14 protein-coding genes and 2 pseudogenes are annotated in these 15,033 nt (G+C 59.6%); 9 read left to right on the forward strand and 7 right to left on the reverse strand.

The window, feature by feature from the left end:
• The first annotated feature begins 58 nt into the window (after positions 1-58).
• From N0Q91_RS19755 to N0Q91_RS19785, 7 genes and pseudogenes are all read left to right on the forward strand, one after another.
• On the forward strand, positions 59-700 hold the full coding sequence (locus N0Q91_RS19755) for a TetR/AcrR family transcriptional regulator (RefSeq protein ID WP_275598437.1): 642 nt from the start codon (positions 59-61) through the stop codon (positions 698-700).
• A 355-nt stretch (positions 701-1,055) separates the two neighbouring features.
• The gene (locus tag N0Q91_RS19760; RefSeq protein ID WP_018098157.1) at positions 1,056-2,363 is read left to right on the forward strand and encodes an ABC transporter substrate-binding protein; all 1,308 of its coding nucleotides are present in this window, start codon (positions 1,056-1,058) and stop codon (positions 2,361-2,363) included.
• Between the two features lie 147 nt (positions 2,364-2,510).
• Positions 2,511-3,416 carry a carbohydrate ABC transporter permease gene (locus N0Q91_RS19765; protein ID WP_018098158.1) on the forward strand — a complete coding sequence of 302 codons (906 nt, stop codon included), beginning with the start codon at positions 2,511-2,513 and terminating at the stop codon, positions 3,414-3,416.
• A 1-nt stretch (position 3,417) separates the two neighbouring features.
• Positions 3,418-4,375 (forward strand): annotated as a pseudogene (locus N0Q91_RS19770) (carbohydrate ABC transporter permease).
• Positions 4,372-4,572 (forward strand): hypothetical protein, encoded by a 201-nt coding sequence (locus N0Q91_RS19775; RefSeq protein WP_275598438.1) that lies wholly within the window; start codon positions 4,372-4,374, stop codon positions 4,570-4,572. The pseudogene N0Q91_RS19770 and the gene N0Q91_RS19775 overlap by 4 nt, the downstream one beginning before the upstream one ends.
• On the forward strand, positions 4,569-5,678 hold the full coding sequence (locus N0Q91_RS19780) for an ABC transporter ATP-binding protein (protein WP_275598439.1): 1,110 nt from the start codon (positions 4,569-4,571) through the stop codon (positions 5,676-5,678). Before N0Q91_RS19775 ends, N0Q91_RS19780 begins: the two co-directional genes overlap by 4 nt.
• Entirely contained in the window at positions 5,678-6,754 is a 1,077-nt protein-coding gene (locus N0Q91_RS19785) for an ABC transporter ATP-binding protein (protein ID WP_275598440.1), read from the forward strand. The genes N0Q91_RS19780 and N0Q91_RS19785 overlap by 1 nt, the downstream gene beginning before the upstream one ends.
• A gap of 105 nt (positions 6,755-6,859) precedes the next feature.
• On the opposite strand, the gene N0Q91_RS19790 is transcribed toward N0Q91_RS19785, so the two are convergent.
• The 4 genes and pseudogenes from N0Q91_RS19790 to N0Q91_RS19805 all read right to left on the reverse strand — a co-directional run bounded on the left by N0Q91_RS19790 (position 6,860) and on the right by N0Q91_RS19805 (position 10,665).
• Positions 6,860-7,834, reverse strand: a complete 975-nt coding sequence (locus N0Q91_RS19790) for a 2-hydroxyacid dehydrogenase (RefSeq protein ID WP_275598441.1) — start codon at positions 7,832-7,834, stop codon at positions 6,860-6,862.
• Between the two features lie 25 nt (positions 7,835-7,859).
• The gene (locus tag N0Q91_RS19795; protein ID WP_275598442.1) at positions 7,860-8,552 is read right to left on the reverse strand and encodes a FadR/GntR family transcriptional regulator; all 693 of its coding nucleotides are present in this window, start codon (positions 8,550-8,552) and stop codon (positions 7,860-7,862) included.
• A 2-nt stretch (positions 8,553-8,554) separates the two neighbouring features.
• Positions 8,555-9,724, reverse strand: coding sequence for a mandelate racemase/muconate lactonizing enzyme family protein (locus N0Q91_RS19800; protein ID WP_275598443.1), 1,170 nt, complete (start codon positions 9,722-9,724; stop codon positions 8,555-8,557).
• Positions 9,725-9,778: 54 nt separating this feature from the next.
• A pseudogene (locus tag N0Q91_RS19805) lies at positions 9,779-10,665 on the reverse strand (sugar phosphate isomerase/epimerase family protein).
• Positions 10,666-10,980: 315 nt separating this feature from the next.
• On the opposite strand from N0Q91_RS19805, the gene N0Q91_RS19810 reads away from it, so the two are divergent.
• Entirely contained in the window at positions 10,981-11,832 is an 852-nt protein-coding gene (locus N0Q91_RS19810) for a sugar phosphate isomerase/epimerase family protein (protein ID WP_275598444.1), read from the forward strand.
• A 145-nt stretch (positions 11,833-11,977) separates the two neighbouring features.
• On the opposite strand, the gene N0Q91_RS19815 is transcribed toward N0Q91_RS19810, so the two are convergent.
• From N0Q91_RS19815 to N0Q91_RS19825, 3 genes are all read right to left on the reverse strand, one after another.
• Positions 11,978-12,580 (reverse strand): hypothetical protein, encoded by a 603-nt coding sequence (locus tag N0Q91_RS19815; RefSeq protein ID WP_275598445.1) that lies wholly within the window; start codon positions 12,578-12,580, stop codon positions 11,978-11,980.
• Positions 12,581-12,848: 268 nt separating this feature from the next.
• On the reverse strand, positions 12,849-13,319 hold the full coding sequence (locus tag N0Q91_RS19820) for a transposase (RefSeq protein ID WP_275598446.1): 471 nt from the start codon (positions 13,317-13,319) through the stop codon (positions 12,849-12,851).
• Between the two features lie 183 nt (positions 13,320-13,502).
• Complete coding sequence (locus N0Q91_RS19825; RefSeq protein ID WP_275598447.1) at positions 13,503-14,072, reverse strand: hypothetical protein; 570 nt, start codon at positions 14,070-14,072, stop codon at positions 13,503-13,505.
• Positions 14,073-14,358: 286 nt separating this feature from the next.
• Here N0Q91_RS19825 and N0Q91_RS19830 point away from each other — a divergent pair, with 286 nt between their 5' ends.
• Positions 14,359-14,901 (forward strand): pyridoxal-phosphate-dependent aminotransferase family protein, encoded by a 543-nt coding sequence (locus tag N0Q91_RS19830; RefSeq protein ID WP_275598448.1) that lies wholly within the window; start codon positions 14,359-14,361, stop codon positions 14,899-14,901.
• The last annotated feature ends 132 nt before the right edge of the window (positions 14,902-15,033 follow it).

The raw sequence follows: 15,033 nt of genomic DNA on the forward strand, positions 1-15,033 counted from the left end.
TCATGCCGACCGGTTTGCCGACACTTGCAAAATTATGAGATGCGCGTATCGTAAAGATATGGATGTCTCACGTCAACAGAGCGAATCCGCCACACACGCCGAACGCGGTCCCCGAGCCCGCACACGCAAACTCATGTTGGATACCGCCACACGGTTGATGCAGTCCGGTATAACCCCCTCGGTGAGTGAGGTCGCGGAAGCCGCCGAAGTTTCGCGCGCCACTGCCTACCGATACTTTCCGAGCCAGGCGGCGCTGGTTCATGCGGTGGTGCACGAGGCGCTCGGCCCGATCCTCGATTGGAGATCCGAGGCGCCCGATGCGCTCACCCGCGTTGGGGATCTGCTCGCAACTGCCATGCCGCGCATCGACGAGTTCGAAGCGACGTTCAAGGCTGCACTGAAGCTCTCGCTCGATCAGTGGGCGCAGCGGCAGGCAGGCACGCTTGGTAACGAACCACAGCTCACGCGAGGGCACCGCGTCGAGCTCCTTCGACAAGTCACCGTGCCACTCGAGGGCAAGGTGCCGGCTGAGGCCCGCGAGCAGTTGGCTCAGGCGCTCTCGCTTGTTTTCGGTGTCGAGGTGCTGGTCGTGCTTAAGGATATTTGGGGCCTCTCGTCCGAACGTGCACAAGCGGTTGCAGAATGGGCGGCGGCAGCCTTGGTCGAGGCGGCGGTCCGCGATGCGCAATCCGCGACATGATCTCGCGCATTCTCGTCGACTCGAGGAACTGGTTTGACCAATTTAGATAATGCGCGTGCATGACGACTTATGGACAACTCATTCCTGGTTGAACTGGGGGTAAGGCATGCAGGTTTAATTCCGTGACACTACCGGCATTGCGAGCGGTGGCCTGCGGCAATGGCGAGGACAGTAACCTTGACGCTCGTTAGATTTGGTACTACCAGATTGGTGCTGCGTTTGCTTGGGCTTGATATCTGTCCCAGGCCGCATGGGTCGGAGGAGGACCCGCCGCAGAAGCGTCAATCAGGAGGATTTGACAGACGAACCGCCGTGGAAAAGGCGGGGCGGGGTGCACAAAAAGGGGAGGAATATTATGCGCAAGACAGTGGCCGGTCTGGTGGCTGGTATCAGCTTTATGTTCGCCTGCGGGACTTCCGCGCAATCACAAGAACTGACGATTTTCTGGGCCGAATGGGACCCGGCCAATTATCTCCAGGAGCTTGTAAACGAATACGAGGCCGAGACCGGCGTGAAGGTCACGGTCGAAACGACTCCATGGGCGGACTTTCAAACGAAGGCCTTTACCGAATTCAACGCCAAGGGCTCGGCCTATGACATGGTCGTCGGCGACTCACAGTGGATCGGCGCCGCATCGGAGGCCGGCCACTACGTCGACCTCACCGAGTTCTTCAACCAGCACAAGCTAAACGAGGTGATGGCTCCAGCCACGGTGAAGTACTACTCGGAGTATCCTGCGAACTCCGGCAAGTACTGGTCGATCCCTGCTGAGGGCGACGCTGTCGGGTGGTCATACCGCAAGGACTGGTTCGAGGACCCAAAGGAGATGGAAGCCTTCAAGGCGAAGTATGGCTATGACCTCGCTCCGCCCAAGGACTGGAAGCAGTTGCGCGACATCGCCGAGTTCTTCCATCGTCCGGACCAGAAGCGCTACGGCATCGCGATCTACACCGACAACTCCTATGACGGCCTCGTTATGGGCGTAGAGAACGCCATCTTCTCTTTCGGAGGAGAACTCGGAGACTACAGCACTTACAAGGTCGACGGGATCATCAACTCGGAGAAGAACGTCAAGGCTTTGGAAGCCTACCGCGAGCTTTACGGGTTCACCCCTCCTGGCTGGGCCAAGTCCTTCTTCGTCGAGAACAACCAGGCGATCACCGAAAATCTGGCGGCGATGAGCATGAACTACTTCGCCTTCTTCCCGGCGCTGGTCAACGAAGCATCAAACCCGAACGCGAAGGTCACCGGCTTCTTTGCCAACCCGGCCGGCCCGGAGGGCGACCAGTATGCCGCTCTCGGAGGCCAGGGCATCTCCATCGTCTCCTATTCGGAGAACAAGGAAGAGGCGATGAAATTCCTTGAGTGGTTCGTCAAGGACGAGACACAGAAGCGCTGGGCCGAGCTCGGCGGTTACACGGCAAGCGCTAAGGTATTGGAGTCCGAAGAGTTCCAAAACGCCACGCCCTACAACAAGGCATTCTACGAGACCATGTTCAGAGTGAAGGACTTCTGGGCAACGCCCGAATATGCCGAGCTGCTGATCCAGATGAACCAACGCATTTATCCCTATGTGACGGCCGGCCAGGGTACAGCGAAAGAGGCACTCGACGCTCTCGCCAAGGACTGGAACGCGACCTTCAAGAAGTACGGCCGCCAATAACGAACGACACGCGGGTGGGTGCCCGGCTCCCTCCCGCTCTTCAACTTGGCACCGGACAGGGCTCGCGCCGGACGCGGCGCCGCGCTCAGGCAATACGCAACAGATGGCGCAAGTGCGCCCGGCGTCGGCTCTGGGAGGAGGAGCACATTGGCCACCGTGGTTATGACATCGTTGGATTCGAAGTCGCGCGCTGCTTCGCGCGGCTTGAGCGACATCAAAATTCGCAATCTTTTCATTATTCCGACGATCCTGTTCCTGATCGTCTTCAACATCTTCCCGTTGATCTACTCGCTCGGCTATTCGTTCACCGACTTTCGTGCTTCGACGAACGCGCCGGCCACCTTCGTCGGCCTGCAGAACTACCGGGAACTGTTGAACGACCCCTTCATCTGGGCGAACTTCGCAATTACGGCGAAATACGTGATCGTGTCGGTTGCCGGTCAGGTTGCCGTCGGTTTTGGCACGGCGATGCTGCTCAACCGTGAAATCCCCTTCAAGGGTCTCATTACGACCCTGCTTCTGCTGCCGATGATGTTGTCGATGGCGGTGGTCGGGCTCTTCTGGAAGCTGCTCTACGATCCTTCCTTCGGCATCATCAACTACGCGCTCGGCCTCGGCTCTTTCGAGTGGCTGGCGAATCCCGAAATGGCACTCTACGCTGTCGCCATCACCGACATCTGGATGTGGTCACCCTTCGTGATGTTGCTCTCGCTCGCAGGCCTCTCGGCCGTACCGAGGCACCTTTACGAGGCGGCTGCCATTGACCGAGCGGGACCGTTCTACACGTTCTTCCGTATCACTCTGCCGCTCGTTGCGCCGATACTCATGATCGCAATCATCTTTCGCACGATGGAGGCTTTCAAGACTTTTGATCTCGCCTACATTCTCACCAGCCAACCGACCACGGAGGTGATCTCAATCCGCCTCTACAAGATGGCGTTTCAGGAATGGCAGACCGGGCGGTCCTGCGCACTCGCCTACATAGTGCTGATCATGGTGCTCGCGATCACCAACATTTACGTCAAATATCTCAACAGGGTGAAGGAGCGCTGAGATGGCGGCTGTCCAGACTCGCTCCGAGCGCGCGCTGAACCGGGTAGCGATCGCCGCCGTGCTCGTAATCACGCTGCTGTTTCTCGCACCGATCTATTGGATCACGTCTACGGCCTTCAAGCCGCGCAACCTCGCGACGACCATCCCCCCGACGGTCATATTCGAGCCGGAGATCTCGCCGTTCGTCAAGCTCTTCACCAAGCGCTCTCAGTTGCGGTCAGCACCGGATCCCGAAGACTATGCTGCCGCTCCCTGGTGGGAACGGCTGGTCTTCGACGGGGGAAAAGGTCGTGCGTTCGGGACGCGGTGAGGTGCAGTTATCCGGCTACCCCAACCGCTTCATGAATTCGCTCATCGTGGCGATCACCTCTACGGTGCTCGCCGTCGGCATGGGCACCTTCACGGCTTACGGCTTCTCGCGTTTCAAAGTGAAGGGCGAAGCGGACCTGTTGTTCTTCATTTTATCGACACGCATGCTGCCGCCCGTGGTCGTGGCGATCCCCATGTTCCTGATGTACCGGGCTGTCGGGCTGAACGACACTCACTGGGGTCTTATCATCCTCTACACCGCCTTCAATCTGTCCTTCTCGGTCTGGCTGATGAAGGGCTTCATCGACGAGATTCCGAAGGAATACGAGGAAGCGGCGCTCGTCGACGGCTACACGCGCTTGGAAGCCTTCTTCAAGATTGTCCTGCCAGAGGCCGCCACAGGGATCGCCGCGACCGCCGTCTTTTGCTTCATCACAGCGTGGAATGAATATGCTTTCGCGCTGATCATGACGAACCGGCGCGCGCAAACGGCACCGCCCTTCATCCCAAGCCAGGTCGGCTCTGGCCTTCCGGATTGGACAGTCATCGCGGCAGGTACCTTCCTGTTCCTGTTACCGGTCGCAATCTTCACCTTCCTGCTCAGGAACCATCTCCTGCGCGGCATGAGCTTCGGAGCGATCCGCAAATGACGTTTCGTGCCATAAATCAGAAGTATCTCGCGCCAGGCGCGCAGCTCCTGATGATATTCGGGATCATCGCGCTGTGCCAGCCGTGGAACCTGTTCCTTCATCGCTATGGACTGACGATGACGTTAGTTGGACTGATTGCCTTCATGATCACGTCGAAGGTACCGCCGGAACAGAATGCTGACGAGAGCAGGCCATGACGCAGATTGAATTACGCGGGATTGAGAAGCACTTTGGTGCCGTTCAGGTCATCAAGGACCTCAATCTCACCATCGCCGACAACGAGTTCATTGTTCTGCTTGGCCAGTCCGGCTGCGGCAAGACGACCACTCTACGCGCGATCGCCGGGCTCGAAACGATCGATGAAGGCGACATCCTCATAGACGGTCAGCCGGTGCAGCACATAAAGGCGTCGCACCGAGACATCGCCTTTGTGTTCCAGTCCTTCTCGCTCTACCCGCACATGACGGTCTTCGAGAATATCGCCTTCCCGCTCCGCGCCACGCGCGGCAACCCTACGGACATCGAGCGCGAGGTTCAGGCGGTTGCAAAAACGCTCCAGATCACCCATCTGCTCACCAAAAAACCCTCCGCTCTTTCCGGCGGCGACATGCAGCGCGTGGCGATCGGTCGGGCACTCGTCCGGCGTCCCAAGGCGATGCTTATGGATGAGCCGATCGGGGCGCTTGACGCGAAGCTCCGCGAAGAGATGCGCGCTGAAATCAAGCGACTTCACATCAAACAGGGCTCGACAACGATCTACGTCACCCATGACCAGGTCGAAGCGATGTCCCTCGCCGATCGCATTGTCGTCATGCACGAAGGTGTGCTGCAGCAAGTCGGCAGCCCTCACGAGGTCTACGCTCGTCCTGCCAACATGTTCGTCGCGCAGTTTGTCGGGAGTCCGGTAATGAACATGTCTGACGTGACGGTTTGCGAGGACGCGGGGCATGCGCGCGTCGTGGTGGGAGGTGCTCCAACGTCCTTCGATTTTCCGTCGAATCTCACGGCCCAGCTCGCTGTCGCTGGGGCTCCAAACGGAAATCTCACCCTCGGCGTACGACCTGAAGGGGTTCTCGTGTCGAGGGAAGCACGTGAGGGCTTCGTGCCCGTCGAGGCCCATATCATCGAACCGCTCGGCTCGCATGACATCATAGACCTGCAGGTGGGCGATCAGATGCTACGCGCGCGGACAAAAAGTGGTTTCGTACCCCGGCCCGGCGAGGCCGTCTGGGCTCGCATAGATCCGGCTCAGGCGCATTTCTTCGACAGCTCGACTGGCACATCTTTCGGGATCAGGCTCTGATGGCGCATATCGAACTCAAAGGCATCACCAAGACCTTCGGTACCCACACCGCCCTGAGGGATCTCAGTTTCGAAATTGCCGACGGAGAGTTTTTCGTGCTGCTCGGCGAGACGGGCGCCGGCAAGACGACGACCCTCAGGCTGATTGCCGGGCTCGAAAAGCCGACGGGCGGACAGATCTTCATCGACGGTGAGGATGTCGCCGACTGGGGCGCCGCCGAGCGCGACGTGGCGCTCGTGCTGCAGCAGTATTCGCTCTATCCCCGCTATACCGTCCGCGAGAATCTCGAATTTCCGCTGAAATCTCGCATCCGGCGTGTCGAACCGGTCGAGATCAAGGAGCGTGTCGCCCGTGTCGCGAGGACGCTCCGCATCGAGCATCTGCTCGACCGCAAGACGGACCGCCTATCGGGTGGCGAGATGCAGCGCGTGTCCATCGGCCGAGCCATCGTGCGCAAGCCGCGCGTCTTTCTGATGGACGAGCCCCTTTCCGCCCTCGACGCCAAACTGCGCGAAGCGCTGCGCACTGAACTCAAGAACCTTCAGATGAATCTCGGCGCGACCTTTCTCTTCGTCACCCACGATCAGATCGAAGCCATGTCGATGGGCGACAGGATTGGCGTACTTAACAATGGCCAGCTCGTTCAGACAGGCACCCCGCAGGAAATCTATCGCAATCCAGTCAACACGTTCGTTGCACGTGCAGTCGGATCGCCGCCGATGAACCTGATCTCCGGCAAGCTCGCGGCCAGCGAGGCTATCGCAGACGAAGGCTACCGCTTGCCTTTTGACGCCGCGGTCGGCGCTGCGCTTGACGGACGGCCCCTGACCTTCGGCATCCGCCCTGAGGATCTCTTCCTCGAAAGCGGCGCACCCGGCGAGGCCCGCGTGCACGACGTCGAGAACCATGGCGTCGAAAAGATCGTCACGCTTCGTACAGGCAACCACTTCTTGCAGGCGACGGTGCCAGCTCAGGCCGACCTCGAGATCGAGGAGGTTGTTCGCTTCTCCTGGAATCCGGAAAAAGTCGTGCTCTTCGACGGCGGAAGCGGGATGAGCCTGCGCCATGCTGGCTGAGGCGTCATTAACGACAAAACCGATTCCATCCTGGTCGTGACTTCCCGCCTGTTTTCCCGTCATTCACATGACCACCAGGACGCGTCCATCCGGATGGACGAAGCACTATGCCGGGAACCGCCGCCTGTAGTGTTCCACGACCTCAGGGTTGCGGAGATTAACGGGCAATCCCCCTTCCATGACGCGGATCGCTTCGGCCGCTGCTCCTATTCCCATGCGCATCATGCTTTGCTCTGTAATGCCAGCGACATGAGGCGTCACGATCACATTGTCCTGTCGAAAGTAGGGATGCTCGGGCGCCAGGGGCTGTGTAGAGAACACGTCAAGGGCAGCGCCGCCGATACGCCCCATCTCGAGCGCCTCGATCAACGCACCATCATCCACGACCGGACCGCGCGACACGTTGACGACGATCGCGCCCGGCTTCATGCGCGCAATTCGCTCGCGGCTTAAAAGCCCGGTCGTCTCGGGCGTGAGCGGGCAACAGAGAACGACGATATCAGCCGTCGAAACCAGATCGTCGACCGAGAGAAACCGGACACCGTTCGGCAGGCTTTCGGGCGAGCGGCTGTTCGCAACGATCTCCAGCTGGAACCCGTACTTCGCGATCCGGAAGACCGCCTTTCCCACATTGCCCATGCCGATGACGCCCATGATGCGGCCGGCGAGATCAAGTGCTCGGTCGCAGTGGGCTCGCCCAGCACTCCAACCCATGTTCCTGACATCGCGGTCCATAGGACGGAACTGGCGCAGCAGCGCAAGCGTCACCATGAAGACGTGCTCCGCAACAGTCGGTGCGTTGACGGCCGGCACGTTGGCGATAAGCACACCGGCTGCCGTGGCCGCGTCATAGGGAATCATGTCGAGCCCCGCACCGTGCCGGACTACGGCGCGCAGGGCCGGTACATTTTCGAAGAAGGCCGGCGGTATCGGCGCACGCACGATGACAATCTCCGCACCCTCACCTTCATGAAGCAACGTCTCGGGATCGGGGGCGGATGCGACGCGGAGATCACCCGCCGCCTTCAGCATATCTTCGGCGTCGGGGTGCAGGCGGTGGGTCGAGAAAATGAAACTCATCGGCCTCCTCTTTGCCGACCGGGGACTACTCCGCGGCTGTCGCAGGTCCCCCGATGAGGCCCTTCCAGTAGCTTTCCGCGCCCTGAAGATGCGCGTTCATCAAAGCTTGGGCGAGATTGCCGTCGCGTGCGAGCAGCGCCTCGTAGATACGGATATGTTCTTCATGCGAGCGACGGCTGCGGGCGATATCAGCGAAGTAGATAGGCAGTCGCTGTTCGCCCATCGTGTAATAGACGCTGCAGATCCGGTGGAACACGCTGTTCTTCGTCGCCCGCACGATCTCCAGATGAAAATCCCGGTCTTCGCGAGCGAGGCCCTCGCCTGCAGCGATCTTCGCTTCGGAAGCGGCGAGAATTACGCGCAGCCGTTCGTAGTTCTCCTCAGTCGCCCGCGCGCAGGCGAGCTCCGCAGCCTTGATTTCATGGATCTTGCGGAGTTCCACCGTCTCGTAGATCACGATCGGGTCGAGTGGCACGCCAGCGCGCGCGAAGAGTGCTATGGCCTCGACACTCGCCTCCGTCGTCGTCAGATAGATACCCGACTTTGGCCGACGCTCCACAATGCGCATGGCTTCCAGGATTGCCAGAGCCTCCCGAAGCTGCCCCCGGCTGACGGCGAAGTGCTCGGCGAGCTCCCGCTCCGAGGGAGTTCGTCCACTGTCGCTCGAAGTTGAAAATAGATGGGCCGCCAGGTCCGAAAGCAGATTGTTTTCTTTCATGATTACAGTCTTTGCGCATGAGTCTCCAGGACGCGCTCATTTATCGTAAATCCCAAGCCGGGTTTATCGGGAATCTCTAGCATCCCGTCTCTCACGGCGACAGTCTCCTCGACGAGGTCGTGGATCATCGGATTCGCGCCGACCGAGTATTCGATGACGAAGCTTGCCGGGGAGGCTGCGCAGATGTGCAGACCAGCGAAGAAGCACGGGGCACCGGCCCACAAATGCGGGGCAAGACGGAGGTTGAAGGCACTGGCGATCGCGCCGATGCGCATGGCCTCCGTAATGCCGCCGCAGAACGCCGGATCGGGCTGGAAAATATCGGCTGATCGCAGCACCGCAAGGTCGCGGAAAGCGAAGCGAGTGGCCTCGCTCTCGCCGGCTGCGATCGGAACGTTTCCAGCGGCGCGCACTTCCGCCATGCCGGCCTTATCGTCTGCGATCACCGGCTCCTCGAACCAGGCAAGATCGCAATCCCGGACGAGCTGTATGAAACGTTTCGCGTCGGCAACCGTATAGGTGCCATGCGCATCGACCATGATATCCACCGAGGGGCCAAGCGCCTTGCGGGCAGCACGCACGCGGGCCGCCGAGATATGCGGTGCGCGGTCCATCGCGCCGACCCTCATCTTGACCGCCTTGAAACCGCCACTGGCAAGGTAGGACTCCAGTTGGGCGCCGATCTTTTCGGCACTTTCCCACCCGCCGGAAGCATAAGCAGGCAGCCGATCCGCTTTACGCCCGCCGAGCAGCTTCCATACCGGCACGCCCAGCGATTTGCCAAGGATGTCCCACAATGCGATGTCGACGGCACTGATCGCGGCAATCGAGAGGCCCCTGCGTGAGAGCTCCGGCATAGCATGACCTGACATCGCCGCCGTTTCGTGGCGCACGCCATTGTAGAGCATCTCCCAGATGGCGGAGATATCGGCGGCGTCGCGACCGACGAGCCTCGGACCCACCTCATAGTTGAGCATGTGCACGAGGGTGCCGTAAGTACCCGCGCTGCCCGCAGCATTCTTGCCCTCACCCCACCCCACGATCCCGTCATCTGTTTCTATGCGCAGGATCGCCGCGTCGAAGGTTGTCAGGCGACCAAAATCGCTGCGATGCTGCCGATTGGCTTCGATAGGTATGCGAACCCACCAGGCTTGGACGGTCTTGATACGCATTTCGCCTCCCAACCCCGCAGCACGCCGGCCGCAGGGCATACTCGGGCCCGTCCCTCACTTGATCAGCGGCAGGATGGTCTCTGCGGTGATCCGCATCTGGTCATCGTAGAACTTCTCGGTCAGCAAGCTCGATCCGTGGTCCTGGATGAATTTGAGCTGCTCCGGGGGATATCGACCGGATTGCGCTCGACCATATCGCGGTATTTCGCCGCTGGCGTGCGGTCTACCGGAGCCACGAACTCATTGGTGAGCGCGCCGTCGTATCCGATCTCTTTCAAAGTGGCGACGATCTTCGGCCAGTCGAGATGACCGAGGCCCGCCGCAAAGCGGTTGTTGTCCGCCACATGGAAATCGAAAAGCCGGTTTCCCGCAAGCCTGATCGCGTCGTATATGTCCTCCTCCTCGATGTTGAGGTGAAAAGCATCGAGGCAAACGCCGCAATCGGGATCAACTGCGTCGGCTAGCGCGAGCGCTTGGGCAGCGCGGTTGAAGAGATACGTCTCGAACCGGTTGAGCGGTTCAATCGCCAGCCGGACGCCCTTTCCCCGGGCGTGAGCGAAGCACTCCTTCGTCGCATCCACGACCCACTGCCATTCTTCCTCCTCGGTGCCATCCGGAACAACCTTGCCGACGGTCGCAGGTACAAGGGTGACGATCTCGCCTTCGAGCTCACTCACCATCGTTATAACACTCTTCACGTAATCCACCGACTTTGCCCGCTGGCCCTCATCCTTGGCTGCGAGGTTGCGCCCGCCGAGCGTTAGCGTCACCGCGCCCCAGCAGCGAATGCCGTGTTCTTTGAGCAGTGCGCGCGTGGCCTTGATGTCATACTGGGCCGGCTCGCCTGAAATCTCGATGCTCTCGTAGCCGTACTTCTTTATGCGTTTCACCGTGACGGCGAGAGGCTCCGCCCGCATCCAGTTGTGCGTCGAAAGGTGCATAAACGTCCTCCCAAAACCCATCGTTACTGCCGCGGCACTCGAGGGTGCCGGGGCATCTCCTCCACTCCGACCGAACCTATTCTGGTTGGGCCAATTGTGCTTCATAGAAGGTCTATCCCAAATTCCCTCTGCCGGCAAGCCGCATACGTATCCTCGCATTTCCGGGCTTTTGGAGAAGTGTGCAGCGTATCGCGGCACTTCTGTCCGAAATGATTGACGTTGCTAGCTTGACCAGATCGCCGCATTTGGTATTACCAGATTGCGATCGGCGTGGGGAGGCGTTACCGCGGCAGTGAGAAACGGGAGGATGGAACCATGAAGATCGGTATGTGCATGTTTCTGTGGACGACGAGCGTCGGCCGGAAACATGAAAAGCTACTCCGGGACATCAGGGCGACCGGCTTCGACGGGGTAGAGATACCGATCTTCGAGGGCGCTCCGGACGAGTACCGCCGACTCGGCGCATTGCTCGATCGCATAGGTCTGGAGCGCACCGCAGTGTCTGCCATAAGCGCCCCTTCCATGAACCTGATTTCGCCTGACAATGCGACACGCAAGCGCGGCATCGCTTACATGCAATGGGCTATCGACTGCGCGGCCGCCCTCGGCGCGCACACGTTAAGCGGTCCACTGCATTCTACGCTCGGCCAGTTCTCCGGTACCGGGCCCACCGCCGCAGAACTGAGGCGGTCCATCTCCTCGCAGCGCACGATCGGCGATCATGCCGCTCAGCGCGGTGTCACCGTTGCACTTGAGGCGCTGAACCGCTTCGAGTGTTATCTCGTCAACACAATGGACGACCTTGCTGCCCATATTGACGCGATCGGGCATCCGAATATTCGCGCCATGTACGACACCTTCCACAGCAATATCGAAGAAGCCGACCCCGTAGGGGCCTTCACCCGCAATGCGGACCGCATCGTTCATGTCCACATCTCGGAGAACGACCGAGGGGTGCCGGGCCGCGGCAACATTCCATGGCCGGAGACCTTCAAGGAAATCCGTGCGAGCGGCTATGACGGCTGGCTGACAATCGAGGCCTTCGGCCGCGCATTGAAAGACCTCGCGGCCGCAACGAAGGTCCGGCGCGATTTCTCCGAGACGCCCGAAGTGGTTTACCGGGATGGATACCGTCACATCCGGGACGGATGGGAGGCAGCGGCATGACAGACCCGGCCTTCCGGACTACATCCTAGAAGCTCCAGTTGAAAGCCTGTGTGGCGCCGCTCACCAACGCCTGGTTTTGCTAAGCTTGAGTCGGAGCTACCGGCATCTATGCCCCCAACCCGTTCGCAACCATGTCACGGTGTCTTCAGGTGACCTCGAACCGCTCAAGCATCTTCTTGAGCTGCAGGTTTTGTGTCTGAAGTTGTTCGGCCAACAGCCGCTTAAGCCGCTTGTTTTCAGCATCAAGGGCGGCCACTTCGTCGAACGAGATCGGATCCGCGGCAGTCTTGGGATCCTCGAGTGCGGCCATTGAGCTATGCGTTGTCGCGTGGGTAGGGCGCCGGCCGACGCGCTTTCGAGGTGTGCGTTTTGATGTTGTTGTCGGCTGCGATGTCTGCTGACTGTCCTGCACTTGCGCAACAGCTTCGGTAGCCGGGCAATCGGACTCATGCTGCTTCGCGATTTCAATTTCCATACCGTCGGCCGACGCTAGCGCTGCTTGGTCAGAAATGTCATTGCCTGCGGGTTCGTTCGCGAAATTTGCAGTCACGGGAGCAGTTGGAGCCGCTTCATCTGCTTCAGGAGTTCCCGGTGCTTCATCTGACTTGAAAAGATGCGGGACCTTGTCTTCTACTTCGCGGGCCACTGCCTTAAGGTCAGTGTCCCCCCAGATGGAATTCGTCCGAGTTTTTGACTGTCGCCGCCCCGACTTGAACTCGACAACGAAACTCCGCTGTGGCGTTTTCATATACTCTCTCGATCCCTGAGTGCCGTAAAAAGAACAACGCCGATCGGCGCTACTGTTGGCGGACTAATACAGCTCCTCCCGGCACACTTCAACTGCCCGGCACCCGAAGCGGCGCCGCATCCTTCGCGTCGCCAACTTCGCAGCTTACGTGCGTGGCACTAGCCGTCCATGGGGCCCATTCGCGGCTATGCCCGGTCTATCGAGAAATTGTTTCCGGCATACCGCAGGACCGGATGGCCGCTGAAGAACCAACGCCTGCAATTTTAAGTCAATCCAGCTCAAGTCTTTTGCGCAGTTCGGCGTTTTCCGCCCGCAGCTTCTCCGCCAGTAGCTTGCGGAGCCTTTGGTTCTCCTCTTCGAGTTGGACAAGGTCTGCCAACTCATCGCCGGCCGGCACGGGCCTGGTGCCCTTAATACCCTTAGTGTCGTTTTGCTTGACGGCCTTCGCAGCGCCTTTCCAATGATAGTAGGTTTGCTCCGATATGCCGGCGCTCTTGATAGCGTCTTTGAGGGTACTGTTGCCTTGGACTTGCGTCTCAATCAGCTTGAGCTTCTCGCTCTTCTCCTGTTCGCTATACCTCCTGGGTTTCGCGGCCAACGCCTTTGATGAAGCTTGCACTGGTTCGGCAGCCGTCTTTGGACGCCGTGCCGACCTCTGCTTCTTGGTCGTCGGTGCTTTCACTTCTGCGTTCGCCGCGTCAGTTGCAGCAATCGGTCCCGTGTTACTTTCGTCAGCCATCAACAATTTCCTCCTGTGGTCATTGCCTGTTTTCTGCTGAGAGCACCACAGAGTCAACTCAAGCAAAAGAGTTCTGCTTTACGGATGGTTGATATTAGGCTTATGCCTGCAGTGTGCCGATCAACGGGGGAGTAAAGGCTACGAGCTGTCGTCTCAATGACGTGACTCGGAGCGTCGCTACGCTCACGAAACATCGAAGCGCTCGAGCATCTTCTTGAGCTGAACGTTCTGCAGACGAAGCTTTTGAGCGAGCTGACTCCTCAGCATTTTGATTTCTGCATCGAGTATTGCCACTTCATCAAAGAACAGATCCCGTGAAGACGGGAGTTGCACGCTTGGATGATCCGTTGCGGTGACAGGGATCTGTGCAGCCACCTGCGCGTTGGCATTCTCCCCACGTTCCCGTCGTTTAATGCGTGCTTTCGTTTGCGACTTTGTGCTTACCGCGTTTTTTCGTACCAACGAAGGCTGTTCGCCAACCGTATAGTCAGCTTCACGACGCGCCGGTGCGTGAGCTTGTGCATCATCGATCGGCGGTCTTATTACCTGCGCAATACTGTCACCACCTTTCGCCTTATCGGATGCACTCGACTCTTGATCAACTAGCTTCGAACTGGGTAGAAGTGCGGACGCATGCTCCACTTCGCTCTCGAGGGCCTTGGGATCGGTGTCATTGCCAGTCGAACTGTCCTGCGCTTTCGCCGACGCTCGACGCGACGTCAGTTGGGCAATGAATTTCCATGGTGATTTCATAGTGATCCAACCTTGAGCAAGCCGGACGGTGATCCTGCTGCCGCTGTCCCTTCCTCACACCTTTCGAGACTGCACCGCCAGCGCGGTAACGAGCCTGTGCAAACTGCTTGCCGTCGCATGCTCCTCAATGCGATCCGGATCAAGCCTTGTATCGATCAAACGCCGTCACCTTTTAGGGGTGGGTCGGCCTCTTCCCACTGATAGATCTCCTACCCCAGGAAAGCGAGCTCCGCGGCAAGTTGTTCCTCGTCGATTTCAATGCAGGCCGGAATTCTCGTCGAAGCCTATGCCGGCACGCAGAAAATGTCTGTCCGCGCCGCCAGGCCTTGCGCCGATCACCTTTACCAATCGCGCCGTCGCGGCAGTCAAGGCGCGCAAGGCGCCGATCCAGAGCTGGTTCCTCGATCTCGGTCTTATGCTGGGGTACTGGGAGGGGGAAGGTGCTCGATCCTATCACCACACCGCCCCGGTCAATGTGCTTTACGGCCTGCACGAGAGCCTTACCCGCCTGCTTGGCGAAGGCTTGGAGACCGCCTGGGCGCGCCACCGCTCCGCCCATGATCGGCTGGTCGAACGGTTAGAAGGGCTGGGAGTCGGCTTCGTCGTCGACAAGGAGCACCGGCTGCCGCAGCTGAATACGGTTTGGCTCCTGAAATGCCTGGAGGACGCGCCCGCCTGCAGACGCCTGCTCGACGAATTCAGGATAGAGGTCGGCGGCGGACTCGGGCCGCTCGCGGGGCGCATCTGGCGAATCGGACTGATGGGCGAGACTTGTCGGATCGAGAATGTCGACCGTCTGGTCCGGGCGATCGCGGCAGTTCTGCCATAGGGATTACCGGGCCACCACGCCGGAACTGTCGTTGACGCAATCGGGGTTCACCGGGTGCGCGGGCGGCGGCGGCAGTGTGTCGATTCACATGGGCGGCGGCTTCTGCAACGCGCCGGGGAAGAACCCGGTTGG

This window comes from Sinorhizobium prairiense (assembly GCF_029201645.2).
GTDB classification, from domain to species: domain Bacteria; phylum Pseudomonadota; class Alphaproteobacteria; order Rhizobiales; family Rhizobiaceae; genus Sinorhizobium; species Sinorhizobium meliloti_A.

Excerpts from the sequence above, each read along its gene's own strand:
- N0Q91_RS19755 (WP_275598437.1), top strand. The coding sequence starts at position 59 with ATGGATGTCTCACGTCAACAGAGCGAATCCGCCACACACGCCGAACGC.
- N0Q91_RS19760 (WP_018098157.1), top strand. The coding sequence starts at position 1,056 with ATGCGCAAGACAGTGGCCGGTCTGGTGGCTGGTATCAGCTTTATGTTC.
- N0Q91_RS19775 (WP_275598438.1), top strand. The coding sequence starts at position 4,372 with ATGACGTTTCGTGCCATAAATCAGAAGTATCTCGCGCCAGGCGCGCAG.
- N0Q91_RS19780 (WP_275598439.1), top strand. The coding sequence starts at position 4,569 with ATGACGCAGATTGAATTACGCGGGATTGAGAAGCACTTTGGTGCCGTT.
- N0Q91_RS19785 (WP_275598440.1), top strand. The coding sequence starts at position 5,678 with ATGGCGCATATCGAACTCAAAGGCATCACCAAGACCTTCGGTACCCAC.
- N0Q91_RS19790 (WP_275598441.1), bottom strand. The coding sequence starts at position 7,834 with ATGAGTTTCATTTTCTCGACCCACCGCCTGCACCCCGACGCCGAAGAT.
- N0Q91_RS19795 (WP_275598442.1), bottom strand. The coding sequence starts at position 8,552 with ATGAAAGAAAACAATCTGCTTTCGGACCTGGCGGCCCATCTATTTTCA.
- N0Q91_RS19800 (WP_275598443.1), bottom strand. The coding sequence starts at position 9,724 with ATGCGTATCAAGACCGTCCAAGCCTGGTGGGTTCGCATACCTATCGAA.
- N0Q91_RS19810 (WP_275598444.1), top strand. The coding sequence starts at position 10,981 with ATGAAGATCGGTATGTGCATGTTTCTGTGGACGACGAGCGTCGGCCGG.
- N0Q91_RS19815 (WP_275598445.1), bottom strand. The coding sequence starts at position 12,580 with ATGAAAACGCCACAGCGGAGTTTCGTTGTCGAGTTCAAGTCGGGGCGG.
- N0Q91_RS19820 (WP_275598446.1), bottom strand. The coding sequence starts at position 13,319 with ATGGCTGACGAAAGTAACACGGGACCGATTGCTGCAACTGACGCGGCG.
- N0Q91_RS19825 (WP_275598447.1), bottom strand. The coding sequence starts at position 14,072 with ATGAAATCACCATGGAAATTCATTGCCCAACTGACGTCGCGTCGAGCG.
- N0Q91_RS19830 (WP_275598448.1), top strand. The coding sequence starts at position 14,359 with ATGCCGGCACGCAGAAAATGTCTGTCCGCGCCGCCAGGCCTTGCGCCG.